This window comes from Variovorax sp. GW821-FHT10D07 (assembly GCF_059415325.1).
Genome location: NZ_JBWKMZ010000018.1, coordinates 32,523 through 48,372, shown reverse-complemented (window position 1 = coordinate 48,372; position 15,850 = coordinate 32,523). Strand labels below are relative to the sequence as shown.

The window sequence follows — 15,850 nt, the reverse complement described above, 5'->3', positions numbered from 1 at the left end:
CCTCAGAGGAAGTAATCGAAATCGCGCTCGCTGCGCACGCGCCGGCGCACCACGAGGATGTGGGCGGGCACGCTGTGCGGATCGAGCTTCACGTAGTGGTGGTGGCCGCGCCAGGTGTAGCGCTGGTTCGTCAGCAGGTCGTGCACCTGGAACTCCTCGTCGGGGCCGACGCCGATGCTGGCCGGGTCGAGATGGAGCCAGCCCCACTGCACCTGGTGCGGATCGAGGTTGACCGCGACGATCACCACGTTGGCCTCGGCTTCGTCGTTGTCGGGCACGGACTCGCGCGCATAGGCCAGCAGCATGTCGTTCTCGACCGGCAGGAAGCGCACGCCGCGGTGCGTCTGCAGCGCGGGGTTGTCGTGGCGGATGCGGTTCACGCGCGCGATGAAGGGCGCGAGGCTCTCGGGATCGTCGTGGTTCCAGTGCCGCAGCTGGTACTTCTCGGAGTCGAGGTACTCCTCGCTGCCGTGCTCGCGCGGGCGGTGCTCGCGCAGCTCGTAGGCCGGCCCGTAGATGCCGTAGCTGCCCGCGAGGGTGGCCGCGAGCACCAGCCGCGCCATGTAGGTCGGTGCGTCGCCAGCCTGCAGCTGCTCGTGCAGGATGTCGGGCGTGTTGGGCCAGGCGTTGGGCCGGAAGTAGTCGGCGCCCGGGCCGCTCGACAGCTCGGTGAAGTACTCGACCAGCTCGGCCTTGCCGGTGCGCCAGGTGAAGTAGGTGTAGGACTGGGTGAAGCCCAGCTTCGCGAGCCGGTGCATCACCTTCGGCCGCGTGAAGGCCTCGGCCAGGAAGATCACCTCGGGATGCTCGCGATTCACTTCGCCGATCGCCCACTGCCAGAACGCGAAGGACTTGGTGTGCGGGTTGTCGACGCGGAAGATGCGCACGCCCTCGCCGATCCAGTGGTCGAGCACGCTCTTGAGCTCGGCCCACAGCGCGCGCCAGTCCTCGCTCTCGAAGTGGAAGGGATAGATGTCCTGGTACTTCTTCGGCGGGTTCTCCGCGTACTGCACGCTGCCGTCGGGCCGGCGGCGGAACCACTCGGGGTGTTCCTTCACGTAGGGATGGTCGGGCGCGCACTGGAAGGCGATGTCGAGCGCGATCTCGATGCCCTGCGCGTTCGCGGCCTGCACCAGGTGGCGGAAGTCCTCGGGCGTGCCGAGCGCGGGCAGGATCGATTTGTGCCCGCCTTCCTTGGCGCCGATGGCCCAGGGGCTGCCCACGTCGTCGGGGCCGGCCACCAGCGTGTTGTTCGGGCCCTTGCGCTGCTCGCGGCCGATCGGATGGATCGGCGGCATGTACAGCACGTCGAAGCCCATCGCGGCGATCGCGGGCAGCCGTGTCTCGACGTCGCGGAAGGTGCCGTGGCGGCCGGGCTCGGGCGAGGCCGAGCGCGGAAAGAGCTCGTACCAGGTGCTGAAGCCCGCGCGCGTGCGCTGTGCCCACAGCGGCAGCTCGGCCGAGGTCACGGCGAGGCTGCGGTCGGGATGGCGGCGCGCCACCTCGGCCAGCGTGGCGTCGAGCGCGAGTGCCTGCACCGCGCGCAGCTCGGTCGCGCCATCGGCCGCGGCGCGCGCCAGTTCCTCGCCCCAGCGCGCGAGTGCCTCGCGGTCGGCGCCGTCGGCGCGGCCCGCGGCCGCCACGATGTCCTTGGCCGCGGCCAGCGCCGCGATGCGGATGTCCTCGCCCACGCGGCGCGCCATCTCGTGGCGCCACGACTCGAAGGAATCGACCCAGGCGCTGACGCTGTAGAGGTAGCGCCCGATCGCGGGCGGCGCGAACGCGGCCTCCCAGACGTCGTTGCCGAGCGCGCGCATCGGCAGCTCGCGCACCTCGCCGCGAGCTTCGGGGCGCCAGCGCAGCATCACGCGCAGCACGTCGTGGCCGTCGGTGAAGCAGTGCGCGGTGATCGTCGTGCGCTGGCCCACGATGGCCTTGACCGGGAAGCGGCCCTCGTCGACCGAGGGCAGCACCGCGCCGATCACCGCGCGGATGCGGCCGTCGGAGCCGTCGGCCGGGGCGGGTGCATCGATTGCCTCTGGCGCCGCCGCGAAGCTCAGCGGCGGCTCGGGCGGCGGCAGCGAACGCTTGCGCGCAGGGGCCTTGGTCTCGGTGCGGGGGAGGGAAGTGCTTTCGCTCGCGGTCTGGGTCTTGCCCTTGGGCGCCTTGGCGCCTATCGGGGTGGTTTCACGCTTCATCGTTGGCCCTCGGATTGCAGGATCACGGTGGACAGCGGCGGCAGCGTGAGGCTCAGCGAGTGGCGCCGGCCGTGCGAACGCACGGGCGATGCCTCGACCTCGCCGAAGTTGCCCCAGCCCGCGCCGCCAAACTCGGTGGCGTCGGTGTTGAGCACCTCGCGCCAGATGCCGCCGCACGGCACGCCGACCAGCAGGTCGGTGCGCGGCACCGGCGTCATGTTCACGGCCACCAGCACCGGCGGGCCGCCGTGCGCGGGCTTGCGCAGGAACACGAACACGCTGCGCTCGGCATCGTCGGCCTCGATCCATTCGAAGCCCGCGGGCGTGAAGTCCTGGCTGTGCAGCGCCGGCTGCTCGCGGTAGACGCGGTTGAGCTGGCGCACCATGCGCTGCAGCCCGGCATGCGCCGGCAGGCCGCAGACCCACCACTCGAGCTCGCCGTCGTGCGTCCATTCGCGGCGCTGGCCGAACTCGGCGCCCATGAACAGCAGCTTCTTGCCCGGATGCGCCCACATGAAGGCCAGCAGCGCGCGCAGGTTGGCGAACTGCTGCCAATCGTCGCCCGGCATCTTGTTGATCAGCGAGCCCTTGCCGTGCACCACCTCGTCGTGCGAAAGCGGCAGCACGAAGTTCTCGTGAAACGCATAGACCAGCGAGAAGGTCAGCGCATGGTGGTGGTGGCGGCGATGCACCGGGTCGTGGCGCATGTAGTCCAGCGTGTCGTGCATCCAGCCCATGTTCCACTTGAGGCCGAAGCCCAGCCCGTCCATCTCGATCGGGCGCGACACGCGCGGCCAGGCGGTCGATTCCTCGGCCACGGTGAAGGTGTCGGGATGGTCGCGGTAGACCGCGCGGTTGAGTGTCTGCAGGAACTCGATGGCCTCGAGGTTCTCGCGCCCGCCATGGCGGTTGGGCACCCAGCCGCCCGGGCCGCGCGCGTAGTCGAGGTAGAGCATCGAGGCCACCGCGTCCACGCGCAGGCCGTCGATGTGGTACTTGTCGAGCCAGAACAGCGCCGAGGACACCAGGAAGCTGCGCACCTCGGGCCGGCCGTAGTTGAAGATCGCCGAGTTCCATTCGGGATGGAAGCCCTGGCGCGGATCGGCATGCTCGAACAGGTGCGTGCCGTCGAAGAAGGCGAGGCCGTGCGCGTCGGTCGGGAAGTGCGAGGGCACCCAGTCCAGCAGCACGCCGATGCCGCGCTGGTGCAGGTGGTCGACGAAGTACATGAAGTCCTCGGGCGTGCCGTAGCGCGCGGTCGGCGCGAAGTAGCCCGTGGTCTGGTAGCCCCAGGAACCGTAGAACGGATGCTCGGTCACGGGCATCAGCTCGACGTGCGTGAAGCCCATGTCGTTCACGTAGTCGGCCAGCGCATGGGCCAGCGCGCGGTAGCCCATGAACTGGCCGTCCTCGCGCCGCCACGAGCCCAGGTGCACCTCGTACATCGCCATCGGCGCATCGAGCGCGTTGCGCGCATGGCGCGTGGCCATCCAGTCGCCGTCGGCCCAGTCGTGGCCTTCGCCGAGCCGGTGCACGCGCGAGGCGGTGGCCGGCGCGAGTTCCGACGAGAAGGCGAAGGGATCGGCCTTGTCCTCGACGTGGCCGCGCTGGCGCGAGCGGATGCGGTACTTGTAGGTCTGGCCCGGCCGCACTTCGTCGACATGGCCGCGCCACACGCCGCTGTCGCCGGGCACGGGGCTCAGCGGATCGGCATCGCCGTTCCAGCCGTTCCAGTCGCCCACCACCGAGACCGACTCGGCATTGGGCGCCCACACGGCGAAGTCGGCGCCGCCGTCCTCGTGCGGATGGCAGCCGAGCTTGTCGAACAGGCGCGCGTGGGTTCCTTCGCGAAAAAGATAGGCGTCGGTGTCATCGAAGACAGCGGGGGGGTGGACAGCAAGCACGGTGGTTCCTTGGAACGGTGTCCCGGGCGCGGACCTCTTCGCGGGTCCATCGCCGAAGACCGGTAAGGCGGGGAGAAATCCATTTCCCCCGAAGCGCGCGTGCTTGCGTCGAAGCGTTCACCGCTTCGATCTGTCGGAGAAGAAGCCGTCCGGAAAAATGGAACACCGATGCAACGCGCGGGCGTTGCGAAGGACGGTGCGCTCGCGCGGGCTGGCGAGCGGGAAGAGGGAAAAAAGAAGGGGCCGCGCGGCCCCGTTCAATCGATCAGGCCGCGTCGCGCACGGGGCCCGAGCAGGCGCGCGTGAGTGCGCGGTTCAGATCCTCGAGCGCGTAGGGCTTGCGCAGCCACACGCTGCCGGCCGGCGGCTGCGCGGGCTCGGGTTCGCCCGAGGCGAAGATCACCGGGATGCGCTCGATCGCCATCAACTTGGCCGCGAGGTCCTTGCCCGAGAGGCCCGGCAGGCCCACGTCGAGCATCAGCAGGTCGAAGGCGCCGCGCATGTAGCGCGTGATCGCCGACTCGGCGCTGCGCACGCCCGTGGCCCAGTGCCCGATCGCGCGCAGGGCCTCGAGCGAGGTGGCCATCGCGTCCGCGTCGTCCTCGACCACGAGGATGCGCAATCGGTTCGGGTCGGCGGACGGTGGTGAATCGGAGGACAAGGAGGAAGGGCGGTCGACGAAGCTCGGTGCGTTCGCGGAGGGGGCCGAAGGTGCGGAGGGCGTGCTGGCGGTGGCGTTCATGTCGGGATGACGGAAATGCCGTGCACCCGGGGCTTCGGCGCAAGACGTCGACGCGACAGGCGGCAGGGCGATGCCGAATGAATGTGTGTGGTGGATGAAGGGATTGCATCCCAAGCTAACCAGCGTAAGAGGATGCGTCTGTCGGACGGCACCGCGTGCGGGCGCGGGGAATGCGCCGCGCACTCGAAGGCCGGGCCCATGCGGGAGGCCGCGGCGAACGCCAAGGAATTCCTCGCTTCCTACCCTTTTCGCACCCGGAGGCAGCGCCGTGTCGGCGCAGTCCGGCGATCGCGCAAGACGCCGTTCCATTCCCGTGCAGGACAAGGGCCCGTGTTGGGTGCGAGGCCTGCCGCACGGGCCTTCGCTATGGCATCGTTGCGCCCTGCCCGAATTCCGGGCGCCTCATGTGAATGGACCAGGAGAAACGCATCATGATCAAGATCGGAATAGTGGATGACCATGCCGTGGTTCGCGAGGGCCTCAAGGCGCTGTTCTCGGGTTTCGTCGAATTCCGCGTCGCCGGCGAGGCCTCGTCGGGCCGCGAGGCGATCGACCTCGTGCGCACCACCGAGCTCGACGTGCTGCTGATGGACCTCTCGATGCCCGGCCAGAGCGGCATCGACGCGCTCGGCATGATCCGTGCGAAAGCCCCGGACCTCGGCATCCTCGTGCTGAGCGCCTACCCCGAGGAGCACTATGCGGTGAACCTGATCCGCCAGGGCGCCTCGGGCTACCTCAACAAGGACTGCGAGCCCGAGGAGATCGCCAACGCGATCCGCACCGTGGCGCTGGGCCGGCGCTACATCACGCCCTCGGTGGCCGAGATCCTCGCCAACCAGCTCGACCGCAAGGACGATGCGCCGCCGCACAAGCACCTGTCGGAGCGCGAGTTCCAGGTGTTCCTCAAGCTGGCCAAGGGCGAATCGGTGGGCAGCATCGGCGACGCGCTGTCGCTGTCGGTCAAGACCGTGAGCACCTACCGCACGCGGCTGCTCGAGAAGCTGCACCTCAACACCAACAGCGACCTGACCTACTACGCGATGAAGGCGCAGCTGATCGATTGAAGCCGCGGCTTCAGAACCAGATGCGCGCCGCGTAGTACGCGCTCATGAAGAGGCCGGCCGCGATCACCACGCGCCGCACCGCCTGCGCGGGCAGCACCCGCACCAGCTGACCGCCGGCCCAGCCGCCGGGCAGCGCGCCCGCAAGCATCGCGAGCGTGGCCTGCCAGTGCACCGTGCCGCGCGCGATGAAGATCACGATCGCCGCCAGGCTGACGGCCGTGGCCAGCAGGTTCTTCATCACCTTCACGCGCCGGATGTCGTCGGGGTCCTCGATCGCCAGCAGCGCGCTGAGCATCACGCCGAGTCCCGCGCCGAAGAAGCCGCCATAGACCGAGACGGCCGTGAGCGCGGCCGTGCCCGCGAGCGCATTCGGCGCCGCGCCCTCGCGCCGCCGCGCGGCCCAGGCCTGGATCCGCGGCGCGAACGCGAACAGCGCGGTCGCGAGGCCGATCAGCAGCGGCACCGGCTGCAGGAACGCGGCCTCGGGCAGCGCGAGCAGCAGCAGCGCGCCCGCGATGCCGCCCAGCGTGGCGGCGGCCAGCGAAAGCGCGAGCCGGCGATCGGCCGCGGGCAGCTTCTCGCGGTCGGCCACCGCGGCGAGCAGATGGCCCGGCGAGATCGCGACCGCGTTCGATGCATTGGCCACCACCGGCGGCAGGCCGGCCGCGAGCATGGCCGGGAAGGTGATCAGCGTGGCGCCGCCCGCGATCGCATTGACCACGCCGCCCACCACGCCGGCCGCGAACAGCAGCGCCATGACCCTCGGTTCCATCGCCCACCTCCCGTGCAAAAGACGGGATGCTAGGAACGCGCGCGGCTTCGATCTAGGACGTTTGTGAGGGAGGCCGCATGCCGCGCCGGTAGCGGCCCGGCGACACGCCGAACACGCGGCGGAAGTGGCGGCCCAGGTGGCTCTGGTCGGTGAAGCCCAGCTCGAGCGCGAGATCCGCCAGCTCGGCATCGCCGCGCAGCCGCTCGCGCGCGACGTTGAGCCGGTCGACCAGCCGCCAGGCATGCGGCGGCAGCCCGGTCTGCGCGGCGAAGCGGCGCGTGAAGGCTTCGCGGCCCAGGCCGAGCCGCCGCGCGATCCTCGACACCGGTTCGTGCCACTCGAGCGCATCGAGCGCCTGGCCGTCGAGCACGCAGGCCGCACCCGTGCGCGCGGCCGGCGCGTAGACGTTGAGGCAGACCGTGCCCGCGTGCGTGTGCGCGAGGCCGCGGTGCGCCACGCCCGCAGGGATCGCGAGGCAGTCGCCGGCCCGCAGTTCGAAGCGCTGGCCGCCGGCCTCGACGACGCGGCTGCCGCGCAGCACGAAGCTCAGTTGCGTCTGGCGATGGAAGTGCGGCTGCAGCAGCGGCACCTGCGTGCCCTGCCAGTGGGCGAGCTCGACGCCGTCGTGCGGCGCCGGCGCGTAGTGCCAGCAGGGCGGGACGGCATCGGGCGGGGTCATGGCCCGATTATTGGCGCGCTCAGGCGCCCGGTGCGCTCGCCGCGGCCGGGTCGTGCTGCAGCTGCGGCGGCAGCCGCTCGTCGAGCCAGTCCATGCGCCAGGCCAGCACGGCCACCGCGCCGACGATGCAGACGGCCGCCACCGCACCCGTGAGCCCGTGCCGCTCGCGGTAGGGATCGGGCGCGATCCGCCGTGCGCCCGGCGGCACGTGCGCGGTCTGCGACAGCATGCCGCCGAGCCGCACGTTGACCTTCATGCGGCCGTTGATGGCCCAGCCGCTGGCATCGAGGATCGGCCCCAGGCTGCGCTGGCGCAGCTTGAGCCAGGCGATCAGCATGCTCGGGCCCGAGATCGCGATCACGATGCCGATCAGCGCCACCGGGATCCACTGCCCCAGGTCGATGAACTTGCCGAAGATGCCGACCAGCACCGCGCTGATGCTGCCGAGCGCCACGCCGATCGCGGCCACCGTGCCGACATCGACGCGGCTGGTGGCGGGCAGCGGCGGCTTGGCCGGCGCCTTCGTGGGATCGGCACCCGCGGCCTGGTCGGCGGTCGCGACCTTGCCGGCCAGCGACTGCAGCGCCGTCTGCGAGCCGGCCTCGCTCGCGGCCGCGCGCTTGGCCACCTGTTCCTCGATCATGCGGACGAACTTCTTGTAGGGCGCGAAGAAGGCCTGCGCCACGCTGGTCGGGTTCTCGATCAGCTTGGTGATGGTGGCGTCCCAGTCGCGGCCCTGGCGGTCGTAGAACACGCCGTTGCGGCCGACGAACAGGAAGTCCACGTCGCCCGCGGTGAAGGCCGCGACGATGCTCATCTTCTGCCCCTGCCGCGTGCAGTCGCAGTAGGCCAGGCAGGTCTTCGCCAGGCCCGCGAGCACCGCGTGCTTGGCCGTGTCCTGCACCTGCACCGTGAGCTCGCAGCTGCGCCCGTCGAGGTAGAGCGTGCCGGCCTGGAAGATCGCGCCCTCGCGCCGGTAGAAGGCCTTGAACGAGACGAAGTTGTCGAGCAGCAGCTTGAGGTCGCGCTGCAGCCGCAGCAGCTTCTCGAGATCGACCAGCAGCTTGTTGTGGCTCTCGGCCGCCTCGTCCTCGGCGATCAGCGCGAGCAGGGCTTCGCGCGTGGCGAGCAGCGCCTCGATGCGTTCGTGCGACAGGCCCGCGAGCGCATTGGCCGGCCGCGACGCGATCCAGTCATCGCAGGCGCCGAGCTGCTGGCGCAGTGCCTGCCATTCGTCGTCCTCGAGCGTGTCGCGCGCGCCGAGCAGCGGCGTCACCGCGTCGCGCGCGAAGACCGCGATGGCCTCGGCCCAGGCCGGGTTGAGGCTGGTGCCGCGCAGCGGCAGCGAACGGTGCGGCGTGATCGGCGCCAGCGGCAGCTCGGCGATCGGATGCGCGTTGGCGTCGAGCGTGTGGCCAGCGAGCGCGTCGTAGGCCTCGGCGGAGGGGTTGAGCGCCGTCACGGCCTGCACGTCGTAGGCGGCCACGCGGCAGCGCGCGAAGAAATCGTCGATCTTGGCCGCCACCTTGCGCATGGCCTCGGCCGCGGCCAGCGTGCGGTCGCCGAGCGCCAGCAGCGCGGCGTCGGCGCCCTTGGCGTACCAGTCGCGCATGGCGGCCGCGTCGGCCATGAAGGCTTCGGCGCGCGCGCGGTCGATGCCGGCGGTCTGCTTGTGGCGGTCGGGCGTGCTGCCGTGGCTGCGCATCGCCTCGGCGATGGTCGCGCGCAGCGCCTCGTCCTCGGCGGTCTCGGGCGTCACCACGCCGTCGCCGTTGAAGCGCATCGCGGCCAGCCATTCGCCGCGGTCGGAGATGTCGGCCAGCGTGAGCGTGTTCGTGTCTTTCCGGCCGAGCAGGTCGAGGATGCGCCGGCCCTCCTTCGCGAGTTCGGCGCCGGGCGCCTTCGCGCCGTCGAGGTCGTCGAGCGACAGCGCGCCGCCGCCCGAGAGCAGCACGTCGGCGCTGCGCAGCCGCTCGCAGGCCCACTGGCAGGCCGCGATCACCTCGGGCGGGCGCACGCGAGCGTCACGGTCGGTGTCGATCAGGTCCAGCGTGCGCGGATCGAAGTCGATGCCGCGCGTGGGACAGGCCAGCGCGACCCAGAGCTTCTGGTCGAGCTCGGCGATGCGCGCGATGTCCTCGCCGCTGCGGAACACCACCTGGTCGACGCCGCCGGCGCGCATGAACTGCCAGCGATGCGGTGCCGGCGAGGGGGCCGTGGCGCCGGGCGTGCCGGCGGCTTGTGCGGTCGTTGCCTCTGTCATCGCTCCGGCTGCCCTCAGACCGCGACCTTCTTGTGCTCGCCGAGGTTCTTCGGCGGCTCGCCGGTGAGGGCGGCCTTGGCCATCTTGTAGAGCTGGACCATCTTGCTGTCGTCCACGTCCCAGTACTCGGCCTCGACCACGTTCACGGCCAGCAGGCCGAGGTTGGGATCGTCCACGCCCTTCGGGAACCAGGCCTCGACCATCTTGCTGAACAGCGCGCGCTTCTTGGCGGCGTCCTCTCGCAGTTCGGCACGGCCCGAGATCGACACGTAGCTGTCGCTGTCGGTGTTGGCATAGGCGATGTTCACGACCGGGTCGCTCGCGACGTGGCGCGCGATGTCGCCGTTCTTCGGCACGAAGAAGTAGAGCGTGCCGGCCTCGTCGCCGTCCTTGTTCTGCGTGGTCAGCGGATGGCTGTGCAGCTGGCCGTCGCCGTGGCGGTGCGTGAGCATGCCGTAGCGCGTGTCCTTGATCAGGTCCCAGAGCTTGCTTTGATCGGTGGTGGTGGCGGTCATGGAGGTCTCCTTCAAGACGAAAGGGATGGAAGAAAAAAAGCGGGGGATCGACCGGCGAAGTGCCGATGTCTGAGGACTACCGTACGGTGCGAGCTCGGGCTGTCGCGCGGTCACACGGCGCACGGCCATGTCATCCGATGCCGACAGCGGGCGGGGTGCGATCGCGAGCCGGTGCGGCGCAGCCCTGCGCCGCGGGCCGCGCGAGCCCGCCGATCCAGGAAGAGAGAAGACGCAGCGCGCTCAGGCCGCGGCGGCCGCGCGCTGGCGTATTTCGCTGTGCAGCGCGCGCTCGCCGGTCGCGAGCGCCACTTCGTAGCTGTCGGCAGGGTCGAAGGCGCTGCGCAGCACGCGGGGATGACCCCCGCTGTCGTCGGTCTCGAGCAGGCGCCAGACAAAGGATCCGGGTGCCGGCTCGTCCACGATGAGTTCGATCGGATGTGTCATGGCCCGACCTTGATCCGATCGGCGGGCCCTGTCTGTAGGCCGTGGGCGACGAATCTTCCTCAGCTGCGCGCCGCGGCGCGGAACTCGCCGGGCGTCATGCCCTTGATGCGGCGGAAATGCCGGTTGAAGTTCGAGATGTTGTTGAAGCCCACCTCGTAGCAGATGCTGCTCACGTGCTGGCGCGTGGAGGCCAGCAGGCGGCAGGCGCGCGCCACGCGCAGGCCGATCACGAAATCGGTGAAGGTCTGGCCGGTGGCGCGGCGGAAGCTGCGCGAGAAGGCGTTCTCGCGCATGCCGACGATGGCGCCCACCTCGGCCAGCGACAGCCCCTCGGCATAGTTGTCGCGGATGTGGTCGAGCGCCTTGTGGATGCGCAGCGCGGCGCCATGCTCGCCGAGCGAATCGTCGGTGAAGGCGGCGTCGGCCAGCAGCCGGTACTCGGACCACTGCGAGAGCTCGTTGAGCAGCACCGTGAATTCGGCGAAGCGCGCCAGGCCCTGCAGCATCTCGATGCGCCGCAGCCGCGAGACGATGCCTTCGCCCAGGCCCACGAAATGCACGCCCTGCCGCGCGCGCGCCAGCAGCGGCGCGGCGTCGCGCAGTTCGGGAAACAGCTCCATGCCGCGGCGCAGCGGCTCGTCGCCGAAGCGCAGCACCAGGCCGCCCGCATTGCCGCCGCCGTGCAGCGGGTGGTGCTCGAACGCGAGGCTGTGCGGCAGCCGCGGTCCCAGCAGCACCAGGCTGCCGGGCGCGAAGCGATGGGTTTCCTCGTCGAGGCCCTGGCCCACGCGCAGGCGCGCGGGCGCGGCGCCGATCAGGTGCAGCTCGTGCTCGTGCAGGCAGTTCGTTTCCTGGCTGCGGGCCGACGAGGTGGGCGAGCTTTCGCAGTGGAGGGTGACGCGCGTGTCGGCCGGCTCGGGCGCGGCGGCGGCCGCGTTGCGTCGTGCATCGAGTGCGCGGGCGCGCGCGCCGCCGCGCGGGCGCGGTGCCACCGCGGGCAGCGGCAGCTTGGGGCGCGGCGCGCTGGGCGTGTGGGCGCGGGAGGCGGAGGCCGGGGGGATCGTGTTCAGCAAGACCGAATCTCCAACGGACGTTCGAGGGTGGGGCCGCGTCAACCGCGGCGCGGCGGCGGCGGCGCGGCCGTCTGCTGCTGGAACGCGGCCAGCAGCCGGTATTCCTCGCCGAGCTTGCGCGGCAGCGAGAGGTACACCGGCAGCAGCTGCCGGTAGAGCGCGGCGTTCTTCGCATTGGGCGTGTGGCGGTGCGTGGCGCCGACCATGCCCGCCACCACGTCGAGCGAATCGACATGGCCCAGCGCATAGAGGCCCAGCACCGCGGCGCCGAGGCAGGAGCTCTCGAAGCTCTCGGGCACCACCACCTCGCGGTCGAACACGTCGGCCATCATCTGGCGCCACATGCCCGAGCGCGCGAAGCCGCCCGTGGCCTTGATGTGGGCGCTGCGGCCCGCGATCGCCTCGACCGCCGGCAGGATGCTGTGCAGGTTGAAGATCACGCCCTCGAGCACCGCGCGGATCATGTGCTCCTTGCGGTGGTGGATGCCCAGGCCGAAGAAGGAGCCGCGCAGGTTGGCGTTCCAGTAGGGCGCGCGCTCGCCGGTGAGGAAGGGATGGAACACCAGTCCCTCGCTGCCGGCCGACACGCGCTCGGCGATGCGCGTGAGCACCTCGTAGGTGTCGATGCCCAGGCGCTTGGCGGTCTCGGCCTCGGCCGCGGCGAACTCGTCGCGCACCCAGCGCAGGATGATGCCGCCGTTGTTCACCGGACCGCCCACCACCCAGCGCCGCTCGGCCAGCGCATAGCAGAAGGTGCGGCCCTCGGGGTCGGTCATCGGATGGTCGACCACGGTGCGCATCGCGCCGCTGGTGCCGATGGTCACGGCCACCTCGCCGGGCGAGACCGCGTTGACGCCGAGGTTCGACAGCACGCCGTCGTTGGCGCCGATCACGAAGGGCGTGTGCTCGGCCAGGCCGAGCTTCGCCGCCACGTCGGCCGCCAGGCCCTCGATGTGCCAGGTGGTGGGCACCGGGCGCGAGAGCTGCTCGGCGCGCACGCCGGCCAGCGCGAGCGCGCCCTCGTCCCAGGCCAGCCGCTCGATGTTGAACAGGCCCGTGGCCGAGGCGATCGAGTGGTCGACCTGCCATTGGCCGAACAGCCGGAAGAACATGTACTCCTTGATGCCGACGAAGCGCTCGGCGCGCGCGAACAGCTCGGCGCGCTCGTGGCGCAGCCACACCAGCTTGGCCAGCGGCGACATCGGATGGATCGGCGTGCCGGTGCGGCGGTAGATCGCCAGGCCGTCCCATTCGTCGCGGATGCGCTCGGCCCAGGGCGCGGCGCGCTGGTCGGCCCAGGTGATGCTGGGCGTGAGCGGCGCGCCCGCGCCGTCGACCAGGATCAGGCTGTGCATGGCCGCGCTGAAGGACACGGCGAGCACGTCGGCGGGCGCGGCCTTGCTCTCCTGCACGCAGCCCGCGATGGCCGCGAGCACGGCCTGGAAGATCTGCTCGGGATCCTGCTCGGCGGCGCCGGCCTCGGGCTGCAGCAGCGGGTAGCCGACCGCGTGGTGGGCCAGCACGCGCCCCGCGGGCGTGAAGGCCACGGCCTTGGTGCTGGTGGTTCCGATGTCGACGCCGATGACGGTGCGGCCCATGGGTGCTTCCTCCTCAGACCACCATGCTCAGCAGCATGATGAAGACGATGGCCACGACCGAGATCAGCGTTTCCATCACGGTCCAGGTCTTGAAGGTCTCGGCCACCGTCATGTTGAAGTACTGCTTGACCAGCCAGAAGCCCGCGTCGTTGACGTGCGACAGGATCAGCGAACCCGCGCCCGTGGCCAGCACCAGCAGCTCGCGGTTCACGCCCGGCACCATGGTGGCCAGCGGCGCGACGATGCCCGCGCCCGTGATGGTGGCGACCGTGGCCGAGCCGGTGGCGATGCGGATCAGGCCCGCGACCAGCCAGGCCAGCAGGATCGGCGAGACCTGCGCGTTCAGCGCCATGTGGCCGATCGCGTTGCCCACGCCGCTGGCCACCAGCATCTGCTTGAAGCCGCCGCCCGCGCCGATGATCAGCACGATGGCCGCCGTGGGCGCCAGGCTGTCGTCGACGAACTTCATGATCTGCTTGCTCGTGAAGCCGCGTGCGAAGCCGAAGGTGTAGAGCGACAGCAGCAGCGCCGCCAGCAGCGCGGTGATCGGGTGGCCGATGAAGTCCATCCACTGGCGCACGATGTTCTTCTCGTCCAGCGCCACGTCGGCGAAGGTCTTCAGCAGCATCAGGCCCACGGGCAGCAGCACCGTCAGCAGCGTGACGCCGAAGCCCGGCAGCTCGCGCGCCTCGGGCTCGCGCGCCAGCTGCTCGAGCAGCTCGGGCGAGGCCTCGCCGGGCACGTACTTCGAGATGAACTTGCCGAAGATCGGGCCCGCGATCATCGCGGTGGGCAGGCCGACGATCAGGCCGTAGAAGATGGTCTTGCCGATGTCGGCGCCGAACACGCCGATGGCCAGCAGCGGCCCCGGATGCGGCGGCACCAGGCCGTGCACCACCGACAGGCCTGCCAACAGCGGAATGCCGATGCGGATCAGCGACACGCCGGTGCGCCGCGCCACGATGAACACCAGCGGGATCAGCAGCACGAAGCCGATCTCGAAGAACAGCGGGATGCCGACCAGGAAGGCCGCGAACATCATCGCCCAGTGCACGCGCTCCTTGCCGAAGGCGTCGATCAGCGTGCGCGCGATGCGGTCGGCGCCGCCCGACTCGGCCATCATCTTGCCGAGCATGGTGCCCAGGCCGAGCACGATGCCCACGAAGCCCAGCACGCCGCCGAAGCCGTCCTGGAAGGACTTCATCACCAGGTCCACCGGCATGCCCGAGGTCAGGCCGAGGAAGCCCGCGGCCAGGGTCAGCGCGATGAAGGGGTGCACGCGCCAGCGCGTGATCAGAAGGATGAGCCCGAGGATCGCCACCAGGGCGTCGACGAGCAGGAACACCTCTTTGCTCATTCCGAACATGTCTGTCTCCTGAAGCCGGGCGCTGCAAAGGCGGCCGGCGGGGTCGGGATAGCGCTATCCTGCACAACCCAAAAAAACCAGCCTGTGAAGCATCCTCGGGTTTTTCCGAGGCGGCAAGGGCCGGGACAGCGCTATCCTAGGACAGCGCTGTCCAATCCCGGACTGGTAGTAACCCTAGATTTCGCCATGGCCGATGCCCCCGAGCGCCCGCGCTCCCGTTCTTCCAGCCGCGTGACCCTCGACGACGTGGCGCGCGTCTCGGGCGTGAGCCCGATCACCGTCTCGCGCGCGCTGCGCGGCGCGCGCAACGTGGCGCCCGACCTGAAGGCGCGGGTGCAGGCCGCGGTCGACGCGCTCGGCTACGTGCCCAACGTGGCAGCGCGCGCGCTGGCCTCGGCGCGCAGCTCGCACGTGGCGGTGCTGATCCCGTCGCTGACCAACCAGCTGTTCGTGGAGCTGCTCGAGGCGGTGCAGGACACGCTGGCGCCGCACGGCTTCCAGTCGCTGATCGGCGTGACCCACTACGACCCCGCGCAGGAGGAGGCGCTGCTGCGCAGCTACCTCTCGCAGCGGCCCGCTGGCCTCTTGCTGACCGGCTTCGACCGCAGCGCGGGCGCCACGCGCCTGCTCGAGGCCAGCGACGCGCCCTGCGTGCACCTGATGGAGACCTCGGAGGCGCCCGGCATCCACAGCGTGGGCTTCTCGCAGCAGGACGCGGGCCGCGCCATCGTCGAGCACCTGCTCGCGCGCGGCCGCCGCCGCATCGCCTATGCCGCGGGCCAGCTCGATCCGCGCGTGCTGCAGCGCCTGGCCGGCTACCGCGAGGCGCTGCGCGCGGCCGGCTGCCACGACCCGGCGCTCGAGCTGCTGACGCCCGGGCCCACCTCGCTCGCGCTCGGCGGGCGCCAGTTCGAGGAACTGCTGGCGCGCCATCCGGACCTCGACGCGATCTTCTATTGCAACGACGACCTCGCCCAGGGTGGGCTGCTGGCCGCGCTGCGCACCGGTGTGCCGGTGCCGCAACGCGTGGCGATCGCGGGCTTCAACGACCTCGGCGGCAGCGACCAGATGCTGCCGCCGCTGACCACCGTGCGCACGCCGCGCCGCGAGATCGGCGAGCGCGCGGCCGGCATGCTGCTCGCGCTGATGCGCGACGAGCCCCTGGCGGACGCACGCACCGTGGACCTGGGCTTCGAGCTCGTGGTGCGGCAGAGCAGCTGAGCCGCCGCGCC

At 70.8% G+C, this 15,850-nt stretch carries 13 protein-coding genes; 2 read left to right on the top strand and 11 right to left on the bottom strand.

Annotated features, from left to right (window positions below; all coding sequences use genetic code 11):
- Positions 1 to 2: 2 nt before the first annotated feature.
- The 3 genes from AC07PU_RS36275 to AC07PU_RS36265 all read right to left on the bottom strand — a co-directional run bounded on the left by AC07PU_RS36275 (position 3) and on the right by AC07PU_RS36265 (position 4,844).
- The gene (locus AC07PU_RS36275; protein ID WP_495322918.1) at positions 3 to 2,198 is read right to left on the bottom strand and encodes an alpha-1,4-glucan--maltose-1-phosphate maltosyltransferase; all 2,196 of its coding nucleotides are present in this window, start codon (positions 2,196 to 2,198) and stop codon (positions 3 to 5) included.
- Positions 2,195 to 4,102 (bottom strand): 1,4-alpha-glucan branching protein GlgB, encoded by a 1,908-nt coding sequence (glgB, locus tag AC07PU_RS36270; protein WP_495322917.1) that lies wholly within the window; start codon positions 4,100 to 4,102, stop codon positions 2,195 to 2,197. Before glgB ends, AC07PU_RS36275 begins: the two co-directional genes overlap by 4 nt.
- Before the next feature lie 265 nt (positions 4,103 to 4,367).
- Positions 4,368 to 4,844 (bottom strand): response regulator, encoded by a 477-nt coding sequence (locus tag AC07PU_RS36265; protein ID WP_177239547.1) that lies wholly within the window; start codon positions 4,842 to 4,844, stop codon positions 4,368 to 4,370.
- Positions 4,845 to 5,275: 431 nt separating this feature from the next.
- Here AC07PU_RS36265 and AC07PU_RS36260 point away from each other — a divergent pair, with 431 nt between their 5' ends.
- Positions 5,276 to 5,908, top strand: a complete 633-nt coding sequence (locus tag AC07PU_RS36260; RefSeq protein ID WP_057593235.1) for a response regulator — start codon at positions 5,276 to 5,278, stop codon at positions 5,906 to 5,908.
- A gap of 10 nt (positions 5,909 to 5,918) precedes the next feature.
- On the opposite strand, the gene AC07PU_RS36255 is transcribed toward AC07PU_RS36260, so the two are convergent.
- From AC07PU_RS36255 to AC07PU_RS36220, 8 genes are all read right to left on the bottom strand, one after another.
- Positions 5,919 to 6,680, bottom strand: a complete 762-nt coding sequence (locus tag AC07PU_RS36255) for a sulfite exporter TauE/SafE family protein (RefSeq protein WP_495322916.1) — start codon at positions 6,678 to 6,680, stop codon at positions 5,919 to 5,921.
- Between the two features lie 52 nt (positions 6,681 to 6,732).
- Positions 6,733 to 7,359 (bottom strand): helix-turn-helix domain-containing protein, encoded by a 627-nt coding sequence (locus AC07PU_RS36250; protein WP_495322915.1) that lies wholly within the window; start codon positions 7,357 to 7,359, stop codon positions 6,733 to 6,735.
- A 19-nt stretch (positions 7,360 to 7,378) separates the two neighbouring features.
- Positions 7,379 to 9,622 carry a hypothetical protein gene (locus tag AC07PU_RS36245; protein ID WP_495322913.1) on the bottom strand — a complete coding sequence of 748 codons (2,244 nt, stop codon included), beginning with the start codon at positions 9,620 to 9,622 and terminating at the stop codon, positions 7,379 to 7,381.
- Positions 9,623 to 9,636: 14 nt separating this feature from the next.
- On the bottom strand, positions 9,637 to 10,137 hold the full coding sequence (locus tag AC07PU_RS36240; protein ID WP_490880111.1) for a pyridoxamine 5'-phosphate oxidase family protein: 501 nt from the start codon (positions 10,135 to 10,137) through the stop codon (positions 9,637 to 9,639).
- Positions 10,138 to 10,377: 240 nt separating this feature from the next.
- On the bottom strand, positions 10,378 to 10,581 hold the full coding sequence (locus AC07PU_RS36235; protein WP_296788882.1) for a hypothetical protein: 204 nt from the start codon (positions 10,579 to 10,581) through the stop codon (positions 10,378 to 10,380).
- A gap of 59 nt (positions 10,582 to 10,640) precedes the next feature.
- The gene (locus AC07PU_RS36230; protein ID WP_296788880.1) at positions 10,641 to 11,654 is read right to left on the bottom strand and encodes an AraC family transcriptional regulator; all 1,014 of its coding nucleotides are present in this window, start codon (positions 11,652 to 11,654) and stop codon (positions 10,641 to 10,643) included.
- A gap of 38 nt (positions 11,655 to 11,692) precedes the next feature.
- Complete coding sequence (gene gntK / locus AC07PU_RS36225) at positions 11,693 to 13,252, bottom strand: gluconokinase (protein ID WP_495322912.1); 1,560 nt, start codon at positions 13,250 to 13,252, stop codon at positions 11,693 to 11,695.
- 13 nt (positions 13,253 to 13,265) lie between these two features.
- Positions 13,266 to 14,618: a GntP family permease gene (locus AC07PU_RS36220; RefSeq protein WP_093353792.1), complete on the bottom strand. Its 1,353-nt coding sequence runs from the start codon at positions 14,616 to 14,618 to the stop codon at positions 13,266 to 13,268.
- Positions 14,619 to 14,804: 186 nt separating this feature from the next.
- Between AC07PU_RS36220 and gntR the strand changes: the two genes are divergently transcribed.
- On the top strand, positions 14,805 to 15,839 hold the full coding sequence (gene gntR / locus AC07PU_RS36215) for an HTH-type transcriptional regulator GntR (RefSeq protein ID WP_495322911.1): 1,035 nt from the start codon (positions 14,805 to 14,807) through the stop codon (positions 15,837 to 15,839).
- The last annotated feature ends 11 nt before the right edge of the window (positions 15,840 to 15,850 follow it).